The 20,578-nt window shown below is 66.6% G+C and carries 14 protein-coding genes; 4 read left to right on the top strand and 10 right to left on the bottom strand.

Going from position 1 to position 20,578, the window contains the following annotated elements; translation table 11 throughout:
• Window positions 1–16: 16 nt before the first annotated feature.
• Together FRC96_RS02270 and FRC96_RS02265 are read right to left on the bottom strand one after the other, a co-directional pair.
• Complete coding sequence (locus tag FRC96_RS02270; RefSeq protein ID WP_230469785.1) at window positions 17–562, bottom strand: response regulator transcription factor; 546 nt, start codon at window positions 560–562, stop codon at window positions 17–19.
• Entirely contained in the window at window positions 562–1,893 is a 1,332-nt protein-coding gene (locus FRC96_RS02265) for an ATP-binding protein (protein WP_146972412.1), read from the bottom strand. The genes FRC96_RS02270 and FRC96_RS02265 overlap by 1 nt, the downstream gene beginning before the upstream one ends.
• Window positions 1,894–2,096: 203 nt before the next feature.
• Between FRC96_RS02265 and FRC96_RS02260 the strand changes: the two genes are divergently transcribed.
• Window positions 2,097–4,079, top strand: a complete 1,983-nt coding sequence (locus FRC96_RS02260) for an HD domain-containing phosphohydrolase (RefSeq protein WP_230469784.1) — start codon at window positions 2,097–2,099, stop codon at window positions 4,077–4,079.
• A 37-nt stretch (window positions 4,080–4,116) separates the two neighbouring features.
• Here FRC96_RS02260 and FRC96_RS02255 read toward each other — a convergent pair whose 3' ends face one another.
• Window positions 4,117–4,962, bottom strand: coding sequence for a phosphotransferase (locus FRC96_RS02255; RefSeq protein ID WP_146972410.1), 846 nt, complete (start codon window positions 4,960–4,962; stop codon window positions 4,117–4,119).
• A 33-nt stretch (window positions 4,963–4,995) separates the two neighbouring features.
• Window positions 4,996–5,259 (bottom strand): hypothetical protein, encoded by a 264-nt coding sequence (locus tag FRC96_RS02250; protein ID WP_146972409.1) that lies wholly within the window; start codon window positions 5,257–5,259, stop codon window positions 4,996–4,998.
• A 309-nt stretch (window positions 5,260–5,568) separates the two neighbouring features.
• On the opposite strand from FRC96_RS02250, the gene FRC96_RS02245 reads away from it, so the two are divergent.
• Window positions 5,569–7,779, top strand: coding sequence for a serine/threonine-protein kinase (locus FRC96_RS02245; protein WP_146972408.1), 2,211 nt, complete (start codon window positions 5,569–5,571; stop codon window positions 7,777–7,779).
• 99 nt (window positions 7,780–7,878) lie between these two features.
• Here FRC96_RS02245 and FRC96_RS02240 read toward each other — a convergent pair whose 3' ends face one another.
• Together FRC96_RS02240 and FRC96_RS22590 are read right to left on the bottom strand one after the other, a co-directional pair.
• Window positions 7,879–9,372 (bottom strand): caspase family protein, encoded by a 1,494-nt coding sequence (locus FRC96_RS02240; protein ID WP_146972407.1) that lies wholly within the window; start codon window positions 9,370–9,372, stop codon window positions 7,879–7,881.
• A complete protein-coding gene (locus FRC96_RS22590; RefSeq protein ID WP_146972406.1) occupies window positions 9,372–10,631 on the bottom strand; it encodes a hypothetical protein in 1,260 nt (419 codons plus the stop codon). Before FRC96_RS22590 ends, FRC96_RS02240 begins: the two co-directional genes overlap by 1 nt.
• 163 nt (window positions 10,632–10,794) lie before the next feature.
• Between FRC96_RS22590 and FRC96_RS02230 the strand changes: the two genes are divergently transcribed.
• The gene (locus tag FRC96_RS02230; RefSeq protein WP_146972405.1) at window positions 10,795–12,252 is read left to right on the top strand and encodes a hypothetical protein; all 1,458 of its coding nucleotides are present in this window, start codon (window positions 10,795–10,797) and stop codon (window positions 12,250–12,252) included.
• A 6-nt stretch (window positions 12,253–12,258) separates the two neighbouring features.
• On the opposite strand, the gene FRC96_RS02225 is transcribed toward FRC96_RS02230, so the two are convergent.
• From FRC96_RS02225 to FRC96_RS02215, 3 genes are all read right to left on the bottom strand, one after another.
• Window positions 12,259–13,476, bottom strand: a complete 1,218-nt coding sequence (locus tag FRC96_RS02225) for a molybdopterin molybdotransferase MoeA (protein WP_146972404.1) — start codon at window positions 13,474–13,476, stop codon at window positions 12,259–12,261.
• Between the two features lie 85 nt (window positions 13,477–13,561).
• Window positions 13,562–13,852: a hypothetical protein gene (locus tag FRC96_RS02220; RefSeq protein WP_146972403.1), complete on the bottom strand. Its 291-nt coding sequence runs from the start codon at window positions 13,850–13,852 to the stop codon at window positions 13,562–13,564.
• 5 nt (window positions 13,853–13,857) lie between these two features.
• Window positions 13,858–15,588: an Ig-like domain-containing protein gene (locus FRC96_RS02215; protein ID WP_230469783.1), complete on the bottom strand. Its 1,731-nt coding sequence runs from the start codon at window positions 15,586–15,588 to the stop codon at window positions 13,858–13,860.
• A 344-nt stretch (window positions 15,589–15,932) separates the two neighbouring features.
• Here FRC96_RS02215 and FRC96_RS02210 point away from each other — a divergent pair, with 344 nt between their 5' ends.
• Window positions 15,933–17,192, top strand: coding sequence for an ABC transporter permease (locus FRC96_RS02210; RefSeq protein WP_146972401.1), 1,260 nt, complete (start codon window positions 15,933–15,935; stop codon window positions 17,190–17,192).
• Window positions 17,193–17,304: 112 nt separating this feature from the next.
• Here the strand turns inward: FRC96_RS02210 and FRC96_RS02205 are convergent, their stop codons facing one another.
• Window positions 17,305–20,532, bottom strand: coding sequence for a serine/threonine-protein kinase (locus FRC96_RS02205; protein ID WP_146972400.1), 3,228 nt, complete (start codon window positions 20,530–20,532; stop codon window positions 17,305–17,307).
• Window positions 20,533–20,578: the final 46 nt, after the last annotated feature.

Below are 20,578 nucleotides of genomic sequence, written 5' to 3'. Positions count from 1 at the left end.
AATGTCGCGGTGGGGGCTATTCGCGGGGCGGGTACTTGTCGAGCTTGCGTTGCAAGGTGCGGCGGTGGATGTCGAGGCGGCGAGCTGCCTCGGAGATGTTGCCGCCGCAGTCGGCGAGGACACGTTGAATGTGTTCCCACTCGGCCCGGGCCAGGGAGGGGGCCTGGTAGTCGTGGTCGGCGCCGCTCATGGGGGGCTGCTCACCGCGCTCGAAGGCGGCGATGATGTCGTCGGCGTCGGCGGGTTTCTGCAGGTAGTTGATGGCGCCGAGGCGAACCGCGTCGATGGCCGTGGCGATGGAGCCGTAGCCGGTGAGGACGACGATTTTGGTCTGAGGATCGATGGATTTGAGGTCGCGGACGACTTCGAGGCCGCTTTTGCCGGGCATTTTCATATCGACGACGGCCCACTCGGGGCTCTCTTCGCCGGCGAGGGCGATGGCCTGGGCGTGTCCGTTGGCCACGCGGACCTCAAAGGTGCGGTCGCGGAAGGCGCGTGCGAGGCGCTCGCGGAAGATCTCGTTGTCGTCGACGATCAGGAGGGTGCGCTCTTCGCTCATCATCAGGCTCGCTGGGGCTGAGGGTGTGAGGAGGCCAGCGTTTCGCTGGAGCTGGCGGGCAGAAGGACGGTGATGGATGTGCCGCGGCTCTGCTCGGAGTCGATGCGCAGGGAGCCGCCGATTTTTTCGACGAGGGTGCGTGCGAGGAAGACGCCCAGGCCCATGCCTCGGCCGGTGGGTTTGGTCGTGAAGAAGGGTTCGCCGACACGCGCCAGGACGTGAGGGGACATGCCGCTGCCGTGGTCCTCGATGCTCAGGCGGATGTGGTCGCCATCATCATAGACGCTTAAAACCACGGGTTGATCGGGTTTGCTGGCGTCGATGGCGTTGTTGATCAGTCCGCGCAGGGCCTGGGCCAGAGCGCTGACGGGGGCGCTGATGGAGGCGGCGCGTTCGGTGTGAAGATTCACCTGGACGCGGGCCGGGTCGCGGCAGTCGCGGAGCATCTGAGCGACCAGCTCCTCAATGCGCGCCGGGCGCGCCAGCTCCCCCATCGACTCGCCGGCGTCGGCGGAGAGCTGTTGAAGGATCTCGCGGCAGCGCTCGACCTGCTCGCGGATGAGGCGGGCGTCTTCGAGGAAGTAATCGGGGACGTCCTGGGACTCCAGGCCGCGGTGGAGCTCGCTGGCGACGAGAGCGATGGTGGAGAGGGGGGTGGAGAACTCGTGGGCAGCGCCGGCGGCCAGGGTGGCCAGCGAGGCCAGGCGCTCGTTACGCATTTTCGCCTCGCGTGCGCGGTGGAGCTCGTCTTCGCGTCGGTTGAGGGTCTGTTGGATCATGTTGATGAAGAAGGCCAGCACCGCGGAGGAGACGACGAAGGCGGCCCATTTGCCCTGAACTTCCATGGAGGCAATGTTCGGGCGGAGCGCCCAGGGCAGGTGGTGGGAGGCGTAGACGAAGTAGAGGCCTATGTAGCAGCTGATGCAGACGGCAGTGACGGCCCAGGTCCACAGGGGGCGGAGCAGGAGGGCGGCCAGCGCGATGTGAATGAAGTAGAGGAGGCTGAAGGGGTTGTAGGCCCCGCCGGTGAGGAAGAGCAGGCCTGTGAGGAAAGCGATGTCTGCCAGGAGCACCAGGGCGACGAGGGCTTTGTGGCGCGGCCGGCCGGTTTTTGCCCAGCCGATGAGGGCGAGGTTGGAGAGGACCTCGATGAAGAGGACCAGAGAGAGCATGGGGTATGGGAATTCAACGTCGAGGAAGGCGTTGGAGACCATGACCACAGCGGTCTGCCCGATGATGGCGACCCAACGCAGGCGAATCAGCCAGGCGAAGTTGAGGCGATGGACGTCTTCAACGGCGGCGTGACGCGAGGTGTGTGGGGCGGGGGGGCTCATGGGATGGACGGCTCAGCGTGCGGGTAAAGTCAGGCAGGATACAGCGCAGCGGCGCGGGCTATTCCAAGTGTTGCAAACGTGTACATTGGGCCTTAGCTATGACACAATGCGGCATCGCGTCGCGGGCCGAGCCCGGAGGCGTGCATGCGGTAGGGGGCGTTGTCGCATCAGCTTATGCGCATCATCGATCTCGTAGGACAGCGATGCAGCCAGTTTCAGACGCACTGACCACACATATTCTAAGCCTGACGGTGCTGAGCGGTCCGGACGCGGGGCTTACACGGAGCTTTCAACAGGAGCGCGTACAGCTGGGGCGGGATCGTCGCAATGATTTTGTGCTCAGCGACGGGTTCGTGTCGAATCGTCACGGGGAGTTCTCGCTGGAGGGGAGCACGCTGGTCTATCGGGACCTGTGCAGCCGGCATGGCTCGACGGTGATGATCGAGCAGGTGTCGATGCGTCTGCACGATAAAGAGAAGGAGACGCAGGTTCGGCTGCAGAACGGTGCGGAGGTGCAGCTGGGGTCGAGCTTGATTCGGGTGGCGCTGACGCGCGCGCCCGGGGCGTCGCCGGATGACACCGGGGTTCACCCGGAGCCGGAGATCTCGGAGGCGGAGAGCTCAAGCGGGGAGCGTTTTATTACGACGGCGCATCAGCCGGTGCAGACGATCAACCGTCGTTTGCAGAGTTCCGACCAGCGAATGGCGGTGCTCTTTCGGCTGGCGGGGCAGCTCAACGGGCTTACGGCGCTCGATGAGGTTCTCAACCTGATTGTGGACGCGGTCTTTGATGCGTTTCCGGCGGCGAACTTCTTTGCGGTGACGTTGGCCAGCGATCCGGAGACGGTGGTCGAGACGGCGCCGATGATGACGCGAGTGCGAGGGGATCGGCCGCTGCCGGGGGATGAGGAGGCGCCGATCTTAAGCAGCAGCATTCTCAAGCGTGTGGCGCAGACGCGGGAGAGCGTGCTCTTTGTCAAAGACTCGTTGGGGGCGGACATCTCGCAGAGCATCATCGACGCGCAGATCACCGCGTGTTTGTGTGCGCCGCTGGTCGGTCAGCAGTCGTTGCTGGGGGTGATGCAGGTCGATACGCGGGGGCGGGGCAGTCTGTTTTCGAAGCACGACCTGGAACTCTTCAATATTCTGGCGTCGAACGCGGCGTTTGCCATTGAGCGAGCGCGCTTGACCGAAAGCATCGTGGAGATGTTCGAGGGGTTTGTGGCCGCGAGCGTGGACGCGATTGAAGCGCGCGATCCGATTACGGCCGGTCACTCCGAGCGGGTGGCGAGCTATACGCTGGCGTTGGCCGAGACGGTCAACGAGATCGAGACGGGGCGGTTGGGGGAGATATATTTTCAGCATGGTGAGTTGACCGAGCTGCGCTATGCGGCGTTGTTGCACGACTTTGGGAAGATCGCGGTCAGCGAGTCGGTGCTGCAGAAGGGGGCGAGGTTGCCTCCGGAGCAGATGCGTCTGATCGGGCAGCGTTTTGCGACGATTCGGGAGCTTGCGTACCGGCAGTGGCTGCGTGCCTACGCCGAAGAGTTAGAGCGGGGCGACGCGAGGCCGGATGGTCGAGGCCTGGCGCGGATCGACGGGAGGTTTGAGGCGTTCAGCGCGGAGCTTGAGGAGACCTTTGAGTGGCTGGGGTACATCGCCACGAAAGGGTTTGTAGAGACGGAGGAGATCGCGCGGGTTCGCGAGGTTGCCGCGCGCACGTACGTGGACCATCACGGGCGGGTGCAGCCATATCTGACGACGTTTGAGGCCGAAAACCTGTGCATTCAGCGCGGGACGCTTAATGAGGCGGAGTGGGTGGAGATGCGCAGCCATGCCGCGCTCAGCGAGAAGTATCTTTCCAGGATTCCGTGGAGTTCGGAGTTGAGCCGGGTGCCGTGCATCGCCGGTGCGCACCATGAGAAGCTCGACGGGACGGGTTACCCCCGGGGGTTGGGGGCGGAGAAGATCCTGCCGCAGGTTCGGATGCTGACGATCGCGGATATTTTTGATGCGCTCACCGCCAGCGACCGACCGTACCGTAAAGCGGCGACTGTGGACCGGGCGCTGCAGATTCTGGGGCTGGAAGCCGGCGATGAGAAGCTGGATCGGGACCTGGTCGAGCTGTTTGGGGCGCGGGTGATCCCGCGGATCACGCATATCATCCCGGGTGGCGGGCGAAGCTAGGCCCGGCCGGGTTGAGGGATCGCGTTGTTAAGCCTATTCAGCGGGGAGCGGGCAGGGCGGCGTCGAGGCGCGCCAGCTCGGAGAAGAAGTGCAGCCTTCGTCGCAGGTCCATGGTGGGGGCGGCGCCGTAGCCGGCCCAGAATGCGCGCTCGGTGGCGGGCGAAGCGCCGGCCAGATTCGGGGCGAGGGCGATGGCGAGGTCGGACTCGGGGGGGCGCAGCTCGGCCTGTGAGAGATCGAGGAAGGCGATGAGCTGGCCGTGCTCGGGTTCGCCGAGGATGCGGCCGGGGGTCACGTTCGTAATGGTCCAGACGCTGCGGGTGCGGGGGTGGAAGGAGCTGAGACTCTGGCGAAGCCAGGCGAAGGTCTCGGTGAGGCGCACGCGTTCGGTGTCGTCGTCGATGCGTTCAAGGCGACGGGCCATCTCGTCGAGGCGCGCAGCGAGCGCGGCGTTGAAGGTCTGGAAGTACGAGGTGCCTGCGAGGTGGAGGCGAGCGGGGACGCCGAATCCATCGGGGCAGGGGTGATTGTGGAGGCGGCGCAGGGCCTGGCCGAGCGCGCGCATCATGGTCAGCTGGCTGCTCAGGTCGGTGATCGCGCTGAGAGGACGACCCGCGCGGGCGGGGGCCCAGCGCGCGGCGCTAAAGCGGGAGGGGGCTTCGGTGGTGAGGGTGAGCGCGCCCTGTCCGATCTCGTCGGAGAGGGTCTGGTGGCGGCCAGCCCGCGCGGCGTCGGGCCAGCGGAAGTGCCAGCGGCGCTCGCGGTCGACCTCGACTTCGTCCCAGGTCCAGCCGGGCTCTTCGGCGAGCCGGCGTGTGGTCTCGGGGAGAGGGGGGCGGCGTGTGAGGGCCGGGGAGCCGGTGGTTTTGGAGTCGCTGGTCATCGGGCGCTCGACTGGCGAGGGGAAACGTGCGGCTCAGTCACGCATGCAGGCCTGAGGGATGGGTTGCTCGCGATCTTCGAGCATGTAACGCACCGTGCGCGTGACGGTACGGCAAGTGTAGCGGTCGCGGGTGTCCTGCGCGAGGCCTTTGCAGCTGGCGCCAACCCCGGGGAGGTCTTCGACCTCGGCGCAGCATTCGACCATCTGGCGGCATTCGGCGGGTTTGCAGGCGGTGGTGAAGGTCGCGAGCGCGGCGACAACGCCGAAGATGAGAAAGATGCGGACGGGGTGGGGCATGATGTCTCCGAGGCGAGCATGGGAAGAGAGCCGGGCGGTGCGAACAACGCCCGGGGGAAGATGCTTATGCACTTTTGGGCAGAAGATCCAGACGCGCCGTGGAAACAGGAGGCTGGAAGCCGTGCGAAGAGGCCGAGGCGTTGATCGATGCTTCACGCACGCGGGCGTCTTCGGTGAGCTTTGAGGGAAGGAGATGGGGCGCCGGCGTGGTTCTTGCTGTCACAAGGGTGTCACGTACGCTTATGCCAGCAAAGGTGACGCGACGCGTAAAGCGCGTACAATGATGCGGACTTCTGCCACGAGGCTGCCTTGCCCACCACCGCACCTCCCCCAACTTTGATCGGACGCTACGAACTCCTCACTCGCCTGGCCACCGGCGGGATGGCGGAGTTGTTCCTGGCGCGGGAGCGAGGGCTCGCGGGGCTGGAGCGGCTGGTGGTGATCAAGAGGATTTTGCCGCATCTGGCCGACCAGGCCTCGTTTGTGGAGATGTTCTTGAGGGAGGCGCGCATCGTCGCGAGGCTCTCGCATCCCAATGTGGTGCAGATCTACGAGCTGGGGCACGAAGATCAGACCTACCATATCGCGATGGAGTACATTCACGGCTCGACGGTGCGAGAGCTCCTGTTGATGAGCCAGGCGAGCAAGGTGAAGGTGCCCTTTGATGTGATTGCATCTATCGGGGTGCAGTCGTTGCGGGGGTTGCATGCGGCGCATGAGCTGCGCGATCTCGACGGGCAGCCGCTGGGCTTGGTTCACCGCGATATCTCGCCGCACAACTTGATGTGCACGAGTGATGGGCACGTGAAGTTGCTGGATTTCGGCGTGGCGAAGACCACGACGGCAAGCGTGGAGGCGACGTATTCGGGGAACCTGAAAGGGAAGTTCGCTTACCTGTCGCCGGAGCAATGCCTGCACGAGGAGCTAGACCGTAGGTCGGATGTGTTCTCGATGGGGATCGTGCTGTGGGAGATGTGCGCGATGCGGCGTTTGTTTAAGCGTCGCACCGAGCTGGACATGATGCAGGCGATCATCGGGGGGGATGCGCCCCGACCTTCCCGCTTTCGGTCGGATGTGCCGGCAGCGTTGGAGGAGGTCGTGATGCGAGCGCTGGCGGTCCGGCGCGAGGATCGCTACGCGAGCGCCGAAGTGATGCGTCGGGCGCTGGAGGATGCGGCGCGTGCCGATGGGTTGCAGGTTGGTGAGCGCCCGGTGGCCGCGTATTTGAAAGAGGTCGCCGGGGAGAAGCTCGAGGAGCGGCGCGCGACGGTGGCCAGCGCGTTTGAGCGGGTGCTGACCAGCGATGAGCGCCGGCGTTTGTTGCATATGACCGGGTCGAGTTCGCGTTCCCAGTCGATGCTGGGGCAGGAGGAAGACGACGATCTTCCCACGGTGGTGGAGCGGCCGGGGGCGCCGGGGACGACTCCGGGGGCGACACGAGGACAGACGGGGGATGTGCGGGCGTCAGGGTCGATGGACTCACTGCCCGGGGTGGATGTGGGCGGGGAGTTTCCAGCGGCGCGCTCGATGGTGAGGCCTCGGTCCGGGGAGGCGCCGGCGCATCAGGAGGAGAGCGGTGCGGCGGGGGGGCAGGTGCGGCGCCGACGGCGGCTGGGCGTTGCGCTGGTGGTGGTGGCGGTGATGGTCGTGGCAAGCGCGCTGGTGTGGGTCTCGCAGCGTGAGGAGACCATCGCGGTGAGCGGGGAGCCGCTGGCGATCGGGTGGGCGCCGACGGTGGACCCGAGCGTGTTGCAGACGGAGCTTGCGCCTTTGCATCGGGAGTTGGAGCGGGCCACAGGCCGACCGGTGCCGCTGGTGATCACCCGTGATTATGCCGACCTGGCCGAGCGACTGACGCGTGGGGAGATCGCCGCGGCGGTACTTCCGCCGATGCTTTATGTGGAGACGCAGCGTCGGGAGCCCGAGATCGAGCTGCTTGCGCTCAAAGAGTTTGATGGGGGCACGTCTTCGGATGCGCTTCTGCTGGTGCGGATGAACGCGCAGATCACGCGAGTCGAGGATCTGGAAGGGAGGACCTTTTGCCTGGTGGATCGCTTCTCGACGTCCGGGAACTTCCTGCCGCGTCAGTACCTGCGGGAGCAGGGTTATGAGCCGGACCGCTTTATCGGGCAGATTCACTGGAGCGGTGACCACTTCCAGGGGATGCGTGATTTGATCGAGGGCAAGTGTGACGCGGCGGCGACCTACTCCGGGGCATTTTTGTCGGGGGCGGAGTACGAGATTCCGACCGGGCAGATTCGCACCCTGGCGATCACCGGACATATCCCACAGGATACGGTGACGGCCGGGGCGCATATCTCTGATGACGATGCGGAGCTTTTGAGGCGCAGCCTGCTGGACTTCGACCCGCGCCAGGCGTTGGGGGTGAGTCGGCTGGGGGATAACCAGAGGATTACGGGTTTTTCGCCGGCGAGCGATGAGGCGTTTGAGAGCCTGCGGGAGGTGATTGAGGCGGAGCGGTTGGATGAGGAGGGCTCGGCGGGAGACGCGGGGCTCTAGGCGGCCGGACACCGTGTTGCAAGAGATTCTCAGGCCTAAAAAAGCCCCGCAGCGCTGCGCGCTGCGGGGCTTTTTTATTCGGGAATGAACGCGTCACGCTCAGGGTGCTTCGGCCTCAAAGGTGACCACCGGCATGCGCGCGATGGATTGAGGTTCGAAGTGGGCGGTGGGCGTCTGGTCACGGTTGTCGCGTCGGGCCTCGTCGGGGACATTTCCGCTGAGGTAGGCGCTGACTTCGCCAAGCTCCACAACCCCGTCCGCGTTGGCGTCGGCCTGTCCGCTGAGGCCTTCGATCAGGAAGTACGAGAAGAGGCCGTGGCCGGTGCCGCTCATCGTGCCGGTGACCTCGTCGGCGGCCGCAGCGCTGAGCAGGGCAAAGCGCGCGGGCTGGTCGTCGCGCGGGGCGACCTCGAGATCTTTGACAGGGACCAGGGGGCGAGTGCCTTCGGCGAGCACGCTGCGGCCGCCGGAGCCCGAGAAGCAGGCGTCGAGCATGACGACGACCTCGGAGGCGGTGAGCTCACGAAGTTGGGAGGTGAGCGCATCGATGCCCATGCCCTGGCGGTTGATGAAGCGCGGGTCGCCATCCCAGGGAACAAGGTAGGCGTCACCGGTCTGAGGATCGGGGGCGCCGTGACCGGCGAAGAAGACGTAGACGCGGCCGGTGCTTTTGGCGTTTTTCGGCAGCCACTCCTGGAAGTAGGCCTCCAGGGAGGAGCGGGTGGCCTGGTCATCGAGGAGGGTGATGATGTTGCGGCGCGGTAGACCCAGGTGGGTTTCGGCCAGGTCGGCAAAAGCGCGAGCGTCGGCGCGAGCGCCGGTGGAGGAGGGCAGGCCACCACGGTAATCCTCCACGCCGATGACGAGCGCGATGTCGTCGGGGCGAGCGACCACCGCGGGGGCGTCGTTGCCCGGGCGCTCCGGCCGGGGGGTGGGCGAGTCGGGCTGTCCGGCGTCGCGTTGGGCGCTCAGTGAGAGCAGCGCGCGGGCGGCGGCGTCGCGGACCTGGTCGTTGGCGTCGTTCTGGGAGACGTTCTCCAGCGCGAGCAGCACGCGGGCCTCGGGCACCGCGATGTTGCGCAGGGCGTCGATGGCCGCGCGGCGCACCGAGGGGTATTCGGAGCCGAGCGCGGAGACGAGGGTGGGAAGGCCCGCGGCGCCCTCGGGCCCCAGCGCGCCCAGCCCCAGCGAGGCGGCGTAGGGGTTGACCTTTGCGAGCTCCGGGACGCTGGACTCGCCGAATTTTGTGGCGGTGTTGACCAGGGCGTCGCAGGAGTTGTCGGTGACCCACTCGTCTGCATCTGGTGCGATGCCCTCTTCCACGTTGCATTCGGAGGCGTAGATGCGGATGAGCTCCGGCATCACCGGGGCGATGGTCTCGGCGTCGGCGTTGACCAGGTAGTAGGAGGCGTAGTGCCCGTCGGGGCCGCCGGCCTTGACCAGCTCGACCATGCGGGCCTGGCCTTCGGGGGTGTAGAGGGCCTGACGATCTTCAAAGCCCTGCTTGGCGTGCCAGGGGGTGCAGGCGCTGAGCGCGATGCTCAGACCTGCGCCCAGCGCCAGCCCCGTGAACATGCGGGAGGATGGCTTCATTACTCAACCTCCTCGTCGGCGGCCGGCACCTCGGAGGTGTCCTGAGCGCTCTCGTCGGCGGTGTCGCTCTCTTCGTCGAGCTCGTCTTCGATGGCTTTGATCTCCTCGTCGCCGGTCTGCTCGGCGATGGACTCGACCATCTCGCGGCGAGCTTTTTCTTCTTCGCTGTAGGGGAAGAAGGCCAGGACGCGGGCGGTGTACTGGATGCCGTCGGGGGATTCGGTGGTTTCGGCCGGGCAGTAGCGCTCATCTTTGACGCGGGAGGCGATGCCTTCGGCGGCGGTGGCCACGACGGTCTCGTCGTCGAGGTAGCCCTGGAGGTTGGCGCGGCTGACCGATTCGCTGACGATGGCCTCACCCAGGTATTGCACGACCTGGGTGCGGGCGTTGCGCATGGCCATGGTGCGGGCGATGTCTTCGGTGGCCGCCGGCGGGCTGATGCCGACGAAGTACTGGCCTTCATCGCTCTGCGGCGGGCGGTCGATCCAGGCGCAGCCGCCGATCTCGGCGTCGACAACGCGGAAGGCGAAGTAGACGTTGTCGAAGGTGATGGCGCGGCGCCAGGCCCAGCCGTCGGCGACCTCCACGTCGCCACCAACCTGGTAGGCGGTGCCGCCGAGGTCGGGTCCGCCCTGACCGCCGACGTTGACGTCGGTGGCGCGGCCGGTGTTCTGGAAGAGGGTGCCCTCGCCGGCCCAGAATTCGCCGATGTATTTGCCGGAGCATGCGCCGGCGGCCGACTCACAGCAGCTGTTGTAGGCGTCGAAATCTTCGATGTGGGCGACGAGCTTTTTGGTGAGGTTGTAGCGCACCCGCACGTTGGTGGTGCGCTCGTTGCCCACCGAGGCCTGACCGGAGGGGGCGCCGCTGATGGCCGGGGGCTGCAGGCCGAGCGAGGCTTTGACGGAGGTGGAGCTCTGGTAATACTCGTCGAATTGGCCGGCGGCGTTGACCTCGCGGTAGGTGATGTACTGGCTGCAGGAGGTCTGCACGCCGCGGTTCTCGTCGATCTCGTCGGAGGCCACGCCGGGGCTGATAAAGCGCCCGATGTACATGGAGGGATCGCTGTCGAAGGAGGCGCGCAGGTAGACCCCTTCGCGCGCGCCGGCCACGTAGGGGCCCTGGGCGATCTGGTTGGCGTCGGGGCGCTCGACGTTGTTGCCGGAGCAGCCGGTGCTCATGGCCGGGATGATCATGGCCAGGAGGCCCAGGGCCGCCAGGGGGCGCCCCAGTTGCGTGCTGACAGGGAAGATTCGCATCACTATTCTCCGTAGACTGCTTAGGTTCTGTGTTCGCGCCACGAAACCGGGCGCTTTCGTCATGTTTGCGCAAAGCCAATGCTTGCGAGGTGGGCAGAAGACGCCCCCGCCCGGGCATTATTCATCGACCGGATGAACCTGCCACAAAGCGTTGGTGTTTGTCATGGCGAGCGGGTCCGGCGTAAGCGTGGCGGAGGTTGAATGCCCCGGGCAAAGCGACGTCTCAGGGGCGGACGATGGTGAAGCAGGGCGCGGCGAAGATGCCGACGACGGAAAACAATGGCCCGAGGTCGGGCCGCGATTCGATGAGATGATGAAGAGGATGGCGATGGTGAAAGTCATGAAGGCCGGGCGATGGATCGGGGTTGCGGCGATGGTGGGGGTATTGGGGTGCGCCTCGCAGCCGGTAGCGCCGCGTGGCGAGGTGGCGCAAGAGGTGCAGGCGCCGGCCGATCCGCAGGCGTGCAGCGGCAACCTCGTACCGCCGACGGGCTACCATCAGGAGACGGCGTTTGTGCCGCTGAGCGTGAGCAACGCGCGGCAGCAGGCGGCCGAAGATGCGCGGACGCGCCTGCGTGACCGCCTGTGCCAGGGGTACCGCTGCGAGCAGATCGCCGAACATGTCACGGTGTGGCGCACCACAAACGACGGGCGTCAGGCGTGTGTGATGGCGGTGGCGTCCAGGGAGAAGGTCGCCGCGGTGTACGCCGAGCCGACCCGGGAGCTTGAGGCGGGGCTTACGCGAATGGCGACGACGATCGAGGGCGCGATCGAGGCGTTTGCGGGCGATGAGGGGGAGGAGGCGAGCTCGGTGGCGCTGGATACGATCAACGACTCGGGGGTCAACGGGGGACCGCGCGCGGAGTGGCTGCACGATCAGCTCCTGGCTGCGCTGAGCTACAGCGGAGTGTCCACGCGCAAGTTACCCGGGAGGTGGTCGGGGCTGGGGCTTCCTCCGTCGACCGGGGCGGTGGTGCGAGGCACCATCCGACAGATTCCCGGTCAGGAGGCGATGCTGGAGGCTAGCTTCCGGCTGGAGCGAGGCGATGAGGTGCGCGGGATCGGCTCGGTGCGTTTTCCGCAGGCGATCGCGCCGACGATCGATCCTCAGACGTACATGCCGCCGCTTCCCGAAGGCAACGGGAAGGTCGCGCTGCATATGGACGCGCGCCCCGGTGGCGCGCTGTGCGAAGGGCAAGAGACCGAGCTGTGGCTGGAGACGGCCGAGCCCCTGCACGTGCGCGTGATCAACCTCTATGGCAACGGCGAAGGCGGTCTGATGGTGTACTCGTCGGGCGAGGAGAGGTTACCGCCGCATCACCCGGTGAGCCTGGGTGAGTTTAAGGCGGTGCGCGCCAGTGAGGTGCCCGTGGAGCGCTTCCTGGTGGTGGCCGCGCCCACGCTGGAGGCGCTGGGGCGTTTTGCCTCGCTGGAGACGACGTGCCGCCTGCCGGTGACGATGGCCAGCGCGCTTAATCGGGGGCAGCAGGTGCCGCGGGCTTCGATGCCCTGGGCGATGGGCATGGACTACCGGCTGATGTCCGGGGAGGCCTGTGAGGATGTGACGGCGCCGCCGGCCCAGGACCTCTCGATGCTCGAAGGGCTTCCGACCTGCTGGTGAGCCGCTTTAGCCTCCAGGTAGCAAGAGCACCGGGAGGCTCGCGCCGGCGCTGAGCTCGCCCACCCCTTCGTCGACGATGCCTAAGGCGTTGGCGCCGGCGAAGAGGGCGGGGTTTCCGCTGCTCTGGTCGCTTAAGGGGGCGAAACGAATGACCCCACGCTGGGCGTACCATTGTCCGGCGAGGTAAGCCCTGCGCCCGCCCGCACCCTTTGCCGGGGCGTCGAGCACTGCGTTCACGCGCGGGAGGCTGGCCTGGTCGCGGGGCACCCCCTGGGCGCAGGCCAGCAGCGGTCGGACAAAGAGCTGAAAACCGACGAAGCTCGATGCCGGGTTCCCCGGAAGTCCCACCAGCGCCACGCCGCGCTCGGTGGTGCCAAAGGCCAGGGGCTTGCCCGGCTTCATGCGGATCTTCCAGAAGGTCATGCCCTGGCTCACCTCGTCGAGCACCCGGCGCACGTGGTCGTGCTCTCCGACCGAGACGCCGCCGATGCTGATGACGAGGTCGCTTGTGGCGCTGGCCCGGGCGAAGGTCTCCGAGACCGCTTCGTAGCTGTCGGCGGTGATGGGGAAGACGCGCGGGGTCGCGCCGCAGCTGCGCACCAGCGCCTCGATCATGTAGGCGTTGGAGTTGATGATTTGACCGGGGCCGGGCTGGGCGCCGACTTCGACGAGCTCATCGCCGGTGGCCACGATCGCGACGGTGGGCCGGCGCATCACCGAGGGGGCGGCGATGTTGAAGCTGGCCAGAAGTCCAATCGCCGCGGCGTCCAGGCGTTGCCCCGGAAAGAGCGCGGGCCGCCCCTTCGCCAGATACTCGCCGCAGCGGCGGATGTGGTCGTGGTCGGGGCGCTCGAGAATTTTGACCTCGTCGTCGCCGAAGTCGCAGAGCTCGCGGGGGACCACCTGGTCCGCGCTGTCTGGGATGCGCGCGCCGGTGGAGATGCGCATCGCCTCGCCATCGCGCAGCTCCCGGTGGGCCGGGTGGCCGGCGGCCGATTCGCCCACGATGGGCAAGGTGACGGGGAGGTTGGCCAGGTCGTCGCGGCGGACCACCACGCCGTCCATCGCCGAGTTGTCGAAGGCCGGGACGTCGGCCGGGGCGTTGATCACCTTCGCCAGGTAGCGGCCAGCGGCTTCGGGCAGGCTGACCCGCTCGATGCCCGGGTTGGGCGCGGCGTTGAGGATGTGGTCGAGGGCGTCTTCGACGGAGATAAACTGGCTCATAGGTGTTCGTTCGGGCGGGGGAAACGAAAAAGCGGGCCGCCCTGGATGGCGGCCCGCTTGAGCTAACACAGCGTGAGCGATGGGCTCAACGCGCCTCGTCCTCCGGCTCCCCGGAGGTGTCGTCGCCGGTAGCGTCGGTCTCCGAGAGCTGGCCGACCTCCGGGGGCAACTTCGCCCAGTCCGGGTTGCCGCAGGGGTTGCCCTCCAGCTCCTCGGCGGAAGGCTTCTCCATGGTGGAGCCGGTCTGAAGCACCCGGCGCTCCCCGCTGCGCGCGTTGCTGGCCTCGGGGGTGGAGCGGCAGCCTGTGCTGAGCAGCGCCAGGGTCAGCGCACTCAGCGTCAGAAGGCGAAGGGGTGGGGCGAGTCGCGTCATCATCAGTCTCACTCCGCGGCGCACGCCGGATCGTCACGGCGGTCCACGTCAAAGAAGCGGTTGTAGCAATACTCACGGCTGAAAGACTCGCCGAAGTCGTAGCGGGTGCTCAGGGCGATGGCCGGGTCCAGGAACCAGGCGCCGCCGGTGTTGGTGCCAAACTTGTACCAGGCAAAAGGCGTCTTGCCATTGCTGTTTGCGCTCTCGCTGCACAGCGAGGTCGGCAGGTAGAGCGGGCTGTTGGGGGTGCTTCCCACCAGGCGCTCGTAGTCGGGGACGTCTTCGGGGGCGTAGGAGAAGCCCACGCCGTCGAAGATGCCGCAGCTGAAGTCGGCACGGCGCGACCAGATGGCGTCGACGAAGGGCACGAGCTCATAGGTGATCTCGCGCAGACCCGTCTCCGGGTTTTCGGTGGCGTCGTCGTAGGTCTGGCCCTGGTCGCCCGGGCGAAGCACAAAGCCGGCGTCGTCGCTGCTGCTGTTGAAAGACTCATCGTTGTAGGGGCACTGGGTGTTGGTGATGCCGTCGGAGCGCTTCACCCAGTTGCATCCTGCGTGCACGCCGCTGGGCACGAAGAGGGGGTAGCGCGCGCCGTCTTCCAGGGCGCTGGCCGGGAAGGTCAAGAAGTCGTTGGAGCCGCGGCCGGAGACCGAGGAGCTGTTGGGCTTGTAGGTCAGGTAGGGCTCGTTGGAGTGGGCGCCTTCGACGCGGGTGCCTTCGACCAGTTCCACCTCACCGCTGGCGCGGTTGACGGCGACCACGATGTCAGTGAAGTCGTGCTCGGCGTACAGGAAGTCGCCGGCGTTGAGCGTGCGGCGAGAGGGGTAGTAGAGCGTGTAGTGGATGAAGTTGTGCGACTCGGTCTCGGTCACCGAGTAGTAGACGGCGGCGGAAGTACGCGTGGTCGAGCGACGCGCGTTGGCCAGGTTGTTGGACGCGTCGAAGTCGCCGTCGAAGTCGATCGTCGTGGGGACGTCGATGTTGATCTCGCTGCCTTCGACCAGGCGAGTATCCTGGTAGATGACCGGTGCGTAGGTCGCGGCGATCTCCTGGAGGTCGGCCGGTTCGGTGGAGTCGGTCACAAAGGTCGACTCAAAGCGCTGGAAGAGGGGGTTGGCCGGCTGGGCGTTGTCCTGAACACCGGTGGTCACGATGACCGTGTACTGGGTGGCCGGGCGCAGCGGCTGGCGCGGGGTGAGCACGGCGATGCGCTCGTCTTCCTGATACTCAATGTCGACCTCGATGTTGCCGTGCGTGCTGGCAATGCCGTCGGGGTCGGAGATGAAGAAGGACTGGATGTTGAGCGTGCGAAACGCGTCAATCTCTTTGCTAAAGGTGACCTGGATGTCGGTGTCCAGGGGCACCTGGCGGGCGCCGTCGACGGGGATCACGCGCGTGACGCGCGGTTGGTCGGTGTCGGGCTCTTCGGTGTCCGGCTCGGTGTCGGCATCGGGGATGTTGACGTCGGGGGTGGTGTCGGCGTCAGGCTCGCCAGCGTCCGGGTCGACGGAGGTGCGCTCGCAGATGGAGGCGACGCAGACAAAGCCCGGGTCGCAGTCGCTGTCGCCGCTGCAGGTGGGTTGACTGACCACGGTGCATGCACCTTCGCGGCAGACTTGACCCTCATCGGGGCAGTCGTCGGAGGTGCCGCAGGCGGGGCGCTCATTGCTTGCGCAACCGGCCGAAAAGGCCAGCGCGGCAAGAGCCAGCAAACAGAAGTGTCGAATCGAGGCGGGCATGGGGAACTCCATAAAGATCGTTGTTTGCGCAAGTGCGGCGCGAAGTTAACAAAAAGTTTAGCGGGTTTCTATCATAACGCGCACCCCGGCGCGCAAGCGTCGTGTGGGAATGAGGCGTCGCGCCGGGCCGGTTGTCAGCGCTGCCGGGTCGGGGTAGTGGTGGCCGGGTATCGTACGCGCGCTTTATGCCGCCTTGAGCTACCCTGAACGCTGCGCTCATCTGCGGCATCGAGAGCGCCGCGTGCAGCGCGGCACAAGCGTCGACGGTGCGAAGGCGCGAGCGAGCATGCTCCATCGCGACGTGCTGCTCGCCATGATGGACCAACGTCTTTTGATGGGCCCCCATGTCTTACGAACGTTTTATCGCCTGGCGCCACCTGCGCTCAAAGCGAACCTCTTTTCTGTCGACGATCACGATCATCGCGATCCTGGGCGTCTTTCTGGGCGTCACCGCGCTGACCAGCGTGGTGGCCGTCACCGGTGGGTTTGAGGAGGCGTTTCGCGAGCGGGTGCTTGGTGTCAACAGTCACCTGCTGGTGATTAAGTATGGCGTGGATTTTCGCGACTACCGCGAGATCCAGGACGATATCGAGCAGATGGAGGGCGTCACCGCGACAAGCCCCTTTGTGCTGCACGAGATGATCGCCACCCACGGAAACGTCAGCGCGGGCATCCTGATCAAGGGCATTGAGCCGGAGACGGCCGAGTCGGTCAGCGACATTCCCAAATACACCCTGGATGAGGGGGCGGTGGCCGAGCTTGAGTTTGAGCGTTTTCCGCCCGACGGGCAGGTCGCGCAGCCGAAGATCTTGCTGGGGCAATCGCTCGCGGAGCGCCTCGGCGCGGGGAAGGGTGATCTGGTGCAGGTGACCAGCCCGCTGGAGAGCCTGGACCCGGGACGCTGGAGCTCCAAAGGAAGCTCGCCATCGAGCCGGCAGTTCGAGGTCGCCGGGATCTACCGCAGCGGGTTTCATCAGTACGACGACCGCATGGTGATGGTCGATTATCAGGCGCTTCAGGACTTCTTTAATCAGGGCGACACGGTCACCGGGGTGGACGTGCGGGTGGAGGATGTTTTTGCGGTGGGGGCGCTCGCTGATCAGCTGCGACGCGACCTGCCGGAGGGGCGTTTTCGGGTGATGGACTGGCGTCAGCTCAACCATAACCTCTTTACAAGCCTGGGGCTGCAGCGTCTGGTGCTGGCGGTGCTCTTCTGCTTCATCGTGCTGGTGGCCAGTTTTAACATCGTCTGCATCCTCATTATGATCGTGCTCGAGAAGAACAAAGACATCGCGATCCTCAAGTCGATGGGGGCGACGAACTGGGGGGTGATGAAGACCTTTATCTTTCAGGGCGCGGTGGTCGGTTTTGTGGGCACGGTCAGCGGTCTTGTGGGCGGGCTGGCGGTGTGCCTGGGCATTAAACACACCAGCTTCGGGCTGGATCCGTCGATCTATATGATCGATCATTTGCCGGTGCGTATTGTGGCCTGGGAGTTTCTGGCCGTCGGGCTGGTGGCGATGATCATCAGCCTGGTGGCGACCATCGGGCCGTCGTGGTGGGCCTCGCGGCTGAACCCGGTCGATGGGTTACGTTACGACTAAACGAAAGGGCGCAGCGCGCGGCGCTTCGTCGCGCACACGCAAAAGGCCGACGTCCGGGCAGGGCGTCGGCCTTTTATGTTTGAAGAGAGGATGGACGCGTGTGGAGGTGCGCTCAGGCGGCGCGACCCACACGCATGGCCCGGGAGAGCTGTCGGGCGTGTTCCTGATGGTGGCTGGCCTCGTCGGTGCGACCGAGCGCGCGCAGGGCGCGCGCCAGGAAGTCGTGGCCGCGGTAGACATCTTTGGGAACACCACGCTCGGTGGCGCGCCGCAGGCTCTGGCGAAGATGCTCCAGCGCCGAGTCGGCCCCCTCGTTGAGGTGGCAGGCGGCCAGCGCGCGAAGATCGCGGGCGCGCTGTTCGCTGTAGCGATCGTCGTGGCGAGCGGCCTGGGCAGCCGCGTCGTCCGCCCAGTGGATAGCGGCGGCGAAGTCGCCGGTATGAAGCTCCACCGAGGTGCGCATGCGCCGCACCTCGATGGCCAGAGCGTTGAGGCCGTGGGAGGTCGCCAGCGCCAGCGCTTCATCAAGCCCCTGACGGGCGCGCTCGACCTGACCCTGGAAGCCGGCCAGACGTCCGCGGGCGATCAGCGCGCGGCACTGGATGGAGGGCAGGGTGTGCGCCCGCGCCAGCTCATCGAGCGCGTTGAGGGGGCGCAGCGCGCGCCGGCCCATGCCGCGCTCACCCCACATCTGGGCGCTGCGTTGAAGCAGGGCGGCGCGGGGCCGAGGTTGCATACGCTTTGCGCCCCATCGGCCGGTGAGGTTGACGGCGCTGTCGATGTGGTTGAGCGCCGCGCTCGGGTCGCCGAAGCGCTCGTACCAGCCGGCCAGCGCCAGGGAGGCGCGCGCCAGAAGCTCGGGGTGCTCCATGGCGGTGGCGCTTCGCCATGCGCGGTTGAAGTGGGCGCGGGCCTCGTCGAGGTCGTCCTGCTGCATGGCAAGCTGGCCCAGAAGAAGCTGGCTGCGGACAAAGCCGCTCTCGTAGCGTGTGGCTTCGGTCAGCGCGCTGAGGGGATCGAGCACCTCGCGGCACTCTTCGATCAGTGCCATCTCCAGCGCGATCTCGGCGGCCTGCAAGAGAAGGTCGACACGTCGCTGAGGCACGCCCAGGGCGTGGGCGCCGAGCAGGCTCGCCAGGTGCCGGTAATACTCCAGGGCGGTGCGCTGCCAGGCGTGGGCCTGCAGCCAGTCACCAAAGCGCGTGGCCAGGTCCAGGAGGGCGCGGCGGTCATGAGCGTACGCATAGAGGCGAATCAGCGTAGGCGTCAGCCCCCCGCGCTCGCCAGGGGCGCTGCGCAGGGAGAGGTAGCGCGCCAGGGTCGCGGCGTAGCGGTTGACGCCGCTGTCGCCGCGCTCGGCCAGCCGCCACGTCAGCCAGTTGGGCACGGCCAGATGCACGACGCCTGACTGCGGCTGACGAAGCGCCCCCAGCTCCGAGAGCGACGCCGCGGCCTGCGCCACCGCCTCGCCAGAGAGGCCGGTGAGCGCGCCGAGATCTTCGGTGGGCAGCGGCCGCTCGGCCAACGCCAGCACGGTCATCACCGCATCGGCCTGCTGGTTTGCCTGGCTGACCTCCTCCGGCGAGAGCGGTCCGATACCACGCACGCGCACCGCTTCCAGATCTTCGGGGTGGCCCGCGTCAAAATGACTTCGCATCGCGTCGTCCGCTCCTGTGCCCATAATCAGCAGCAAGGGCCACTTACCGATCGAGGCCACCGCGTCGCGCAACACGTCGAGTGAGGCGTGGTCCAGATCTTCGACCTGATCGATGAGCCAGACCAGTATGCCTTCGCCGGCCTGCAGGTTGACGAATGCGCGAAGCACCTCCACCAGATGGCCGCGGCGCGTCTCCCAGCCGAAGTCGAGCCCCTCGCTGAGCTGCCAGAGGCGCTTGAGGGTGGCCAGGGCCGGAGAAGAGACGCCGGCGTTGGCCAGCAGCTTGAGCGCCTGGCGGCGACGGTCGACGCCGTGAGGGGATGGGGCTCCGACGAGCGCGTCGAGCATCATCTCGCTGATCGCGCCGAAGGGGCGAAGGCGATCGTCGGCGCCCACCAGCATCAGCGCTGCGCGGCTGGTGTCGCGCCTGGAGGTGGCCACGCGCAGACGATCCAGGAGGTGCTGGGCGCCGCGGCCCAGACCGCCCGAGAGCAACGCGGCTTTGCCGCGACCGCCCTGCGCCGAGCGGAAGAGCGTCTCCAGCGCGCCGGGAAGTCGCGCGCCGGCGGGCTCCTCGCGCGCGCCGAGCCGGCTGGAGGGGAGGGCGCCGCCCTGACGCGGATCGGCGGTGCTCTCGTCGTGAAAGGCCCCCCCGCGCGCGAAGGCCGACTCCAGCTCGTGCACGCTGATCTCTTCAAGCCCCACTTCTTCGATGACCTCGGCCTGCTCGCTCTGCGGCTCCCTGCGGCGAAGTTCCTGCATGGTCAGAGAGAGGAGACGGTTGTCGGCCTGAAGGTTGTTGCCAAAGAGGTAGCCGATGAGCTCCTCGTAGAGCTGCCCGGCGCTGGCCGCGCGACCGGCCGGGTCGGGCACGAGCATCGACTCGATGAGCTGCTGAAGCTGACGGGGGATCTCCACCCGCTCCGCGATCGGGGCGACCTCGCCGAGGGCCGCTCGGCGCTGAACTTCGGCGATGTCGGGGTGCCCGTAGGGGTGGGCGCCGGTGAGCATCTCGTAGAGGATGAGCCCCAGGCTGAAGATGTCGCTCTGGCGGGTGTAGGCCTCTTTGCGCACCGCCTCGGGCGCGGCGTAGAGCACGCGCTGGCGCACGTCGTTGTCGTCGAGCGCCTCCACCAGGTCGAGGGCGCGGGAGAGGCCGAAGTCGGTGATTTTAACCTCCCCGTCGTAGGAGAGCATCACGTTCTCGGGGCGCATTGAGCGATGCAGGATGTTGAGGTTGTTGAAGTTGAAGTCTTTGCGGCGGTGGGCGTAGTCGAGGCCCTTGGCCACCTCGCTGGCGATGAAGACGGACATCTCCTGGCTCCAGCGCTGCCCGGTGGTCCGCGCCAGGTTAAGCGCGCGGGCCAGGTCCATGCCGTTGATGTACTCCATGGCGACATAGAACTGCTGGCGGCCCTCCTCGTGACCCAGGTCCAGGACCTGAGCGATGTTGGCGTGACTCAACGCCACAGCGCGCTTGGCCTCGTCGATGATCACGTCGACGAAGTTGGGCACCGCGGCCAGCCCCGGGTGAATCACCTTGACGCAGAGGATCTTCTCAAAGCCTTCGACGCCGTGACTTTTGGCCTTGTAGACGTCGCCCATGCGCCCGTGAGCGAGGCGAGCGACGAGCTGATATTTGGCAAACGACTCGGGTTGAGCCAGGCGCTGGGTGCGTCCCATGAGGACCTCGAGAAAAGAGGATGTGACCAGACGGCATCAGACGGCG

Source organism: Lujinxingia vulgaris (assembly GCF_007997005.1).
In the GTDB taxonomy this organism is placed as follows: domain Bacteria; phylum Myxococcota_A; class Bradymonadia; order Bradymonadales; family Bradymonadaceae; genus Lujinxingia.
The sequence above is the reverse complement of the archived record's forward strand: the minus strand, read 5'-3'. Positions and strand labels throughout refer to the sequence as shown.

Excerpts from the sequence above, each read along its gene's own strand:
- FRC96_RS02220 (WP_146972403.1), bottom strand. The coding sequence starts at position 13,852 with ATGATGACGCGACTCGCCCCACCCCTTCGCCTTCTGACGCTGAGTGCG.
- FRC96_RS02260 (WP_230469784.1), top strand. The coding sequence starts at position 2,097 with ATGCAGCCAGTTTCAGACGCACTGACCACACATATTCTAAGCCTGACG.
- FRC96_RS22590 (WP_146972406.1), bottom strand. The coding sequence starts at position 10,631 with ATGCGAATCTTCCCTGTCAGCACGCAACTGGGGCGCCCCCTGGCGGCC.
- FRC96_RS02240 (WP_146972407.1), bottom strand. The coding sequence starts at position 9,372 with ATGAAGCCATCCTCCCGCATGTTCACGGGGCTGGCGCTGGGCGCAGGT.
- FRC96_RS02205 (WP_146972400.1), bottom strand. The coding sequence starts at position 20,532 with ATGGGACGCACCCAGCGCCTGGCTCAACCCGAGTCGTTTGCCAAATAT.
- FRC96_RS02265 (WP_146972412.1), bottom strand. The coding sequence starts at position 1,893 with ATGAGCCCCCCCGCCCCACACACCTCGCGTCACGCCGCCGTTGAAGAC.
- FRC96_RS02215 (WP_230469783.1), bottom strand. The coding sequence starts at position 15,588 with ATGCCCGCCTCGATTCGACACTTCTGTTTGCTGGCTCTTGCCGCGCTG.
- FRC96_RS02230 (WP_146972405.1), top strand. The coding sequence starts at position 10,795 with ATGGCGAGCGGGTCCGGCGTAAGCGTGGCGGAGGTTGAATGCCCCGGG.
- FRC96_RS02210 (WP_146972401.1), top strand. The coding sequence starts at position 15,933 with ATGTCTTACGAACGTTTTATCGCCTGGCGCCACCTGCGCTCAAAGCGA.
- FRC96_RS02225 (WP_146972404.1), bottom strand. The coding sequence starts at position 13,476 with ATGAGCCAGTTTATCTCCGTCGAAGACGCCCTCGACCACATCCTCAAC.
- FRC96_RS02250 (WP_146972409.1), bottom strand. The coding sequence starts at position 5,259 with ATGCCCCACCCCGTCCGCATCTTTCTCATCTTCGGCGTTGTCGCCGCG.
- FRC96_RS02270 (WP_230469785.1), bottom strand. The coding sequence starts at position 562 with ATGATGAGCGAAGAGCGCACCCTCCTGATCGTCGACGACAACGAGATC.
- FRC96_RS02255 (WP_146972410.1), bottom strand. The coding sequence starts at position 4,962 with ATGACCAGCGACTCCAAAACCACCGGCTCCCCGGCCCTCACACGCCGC.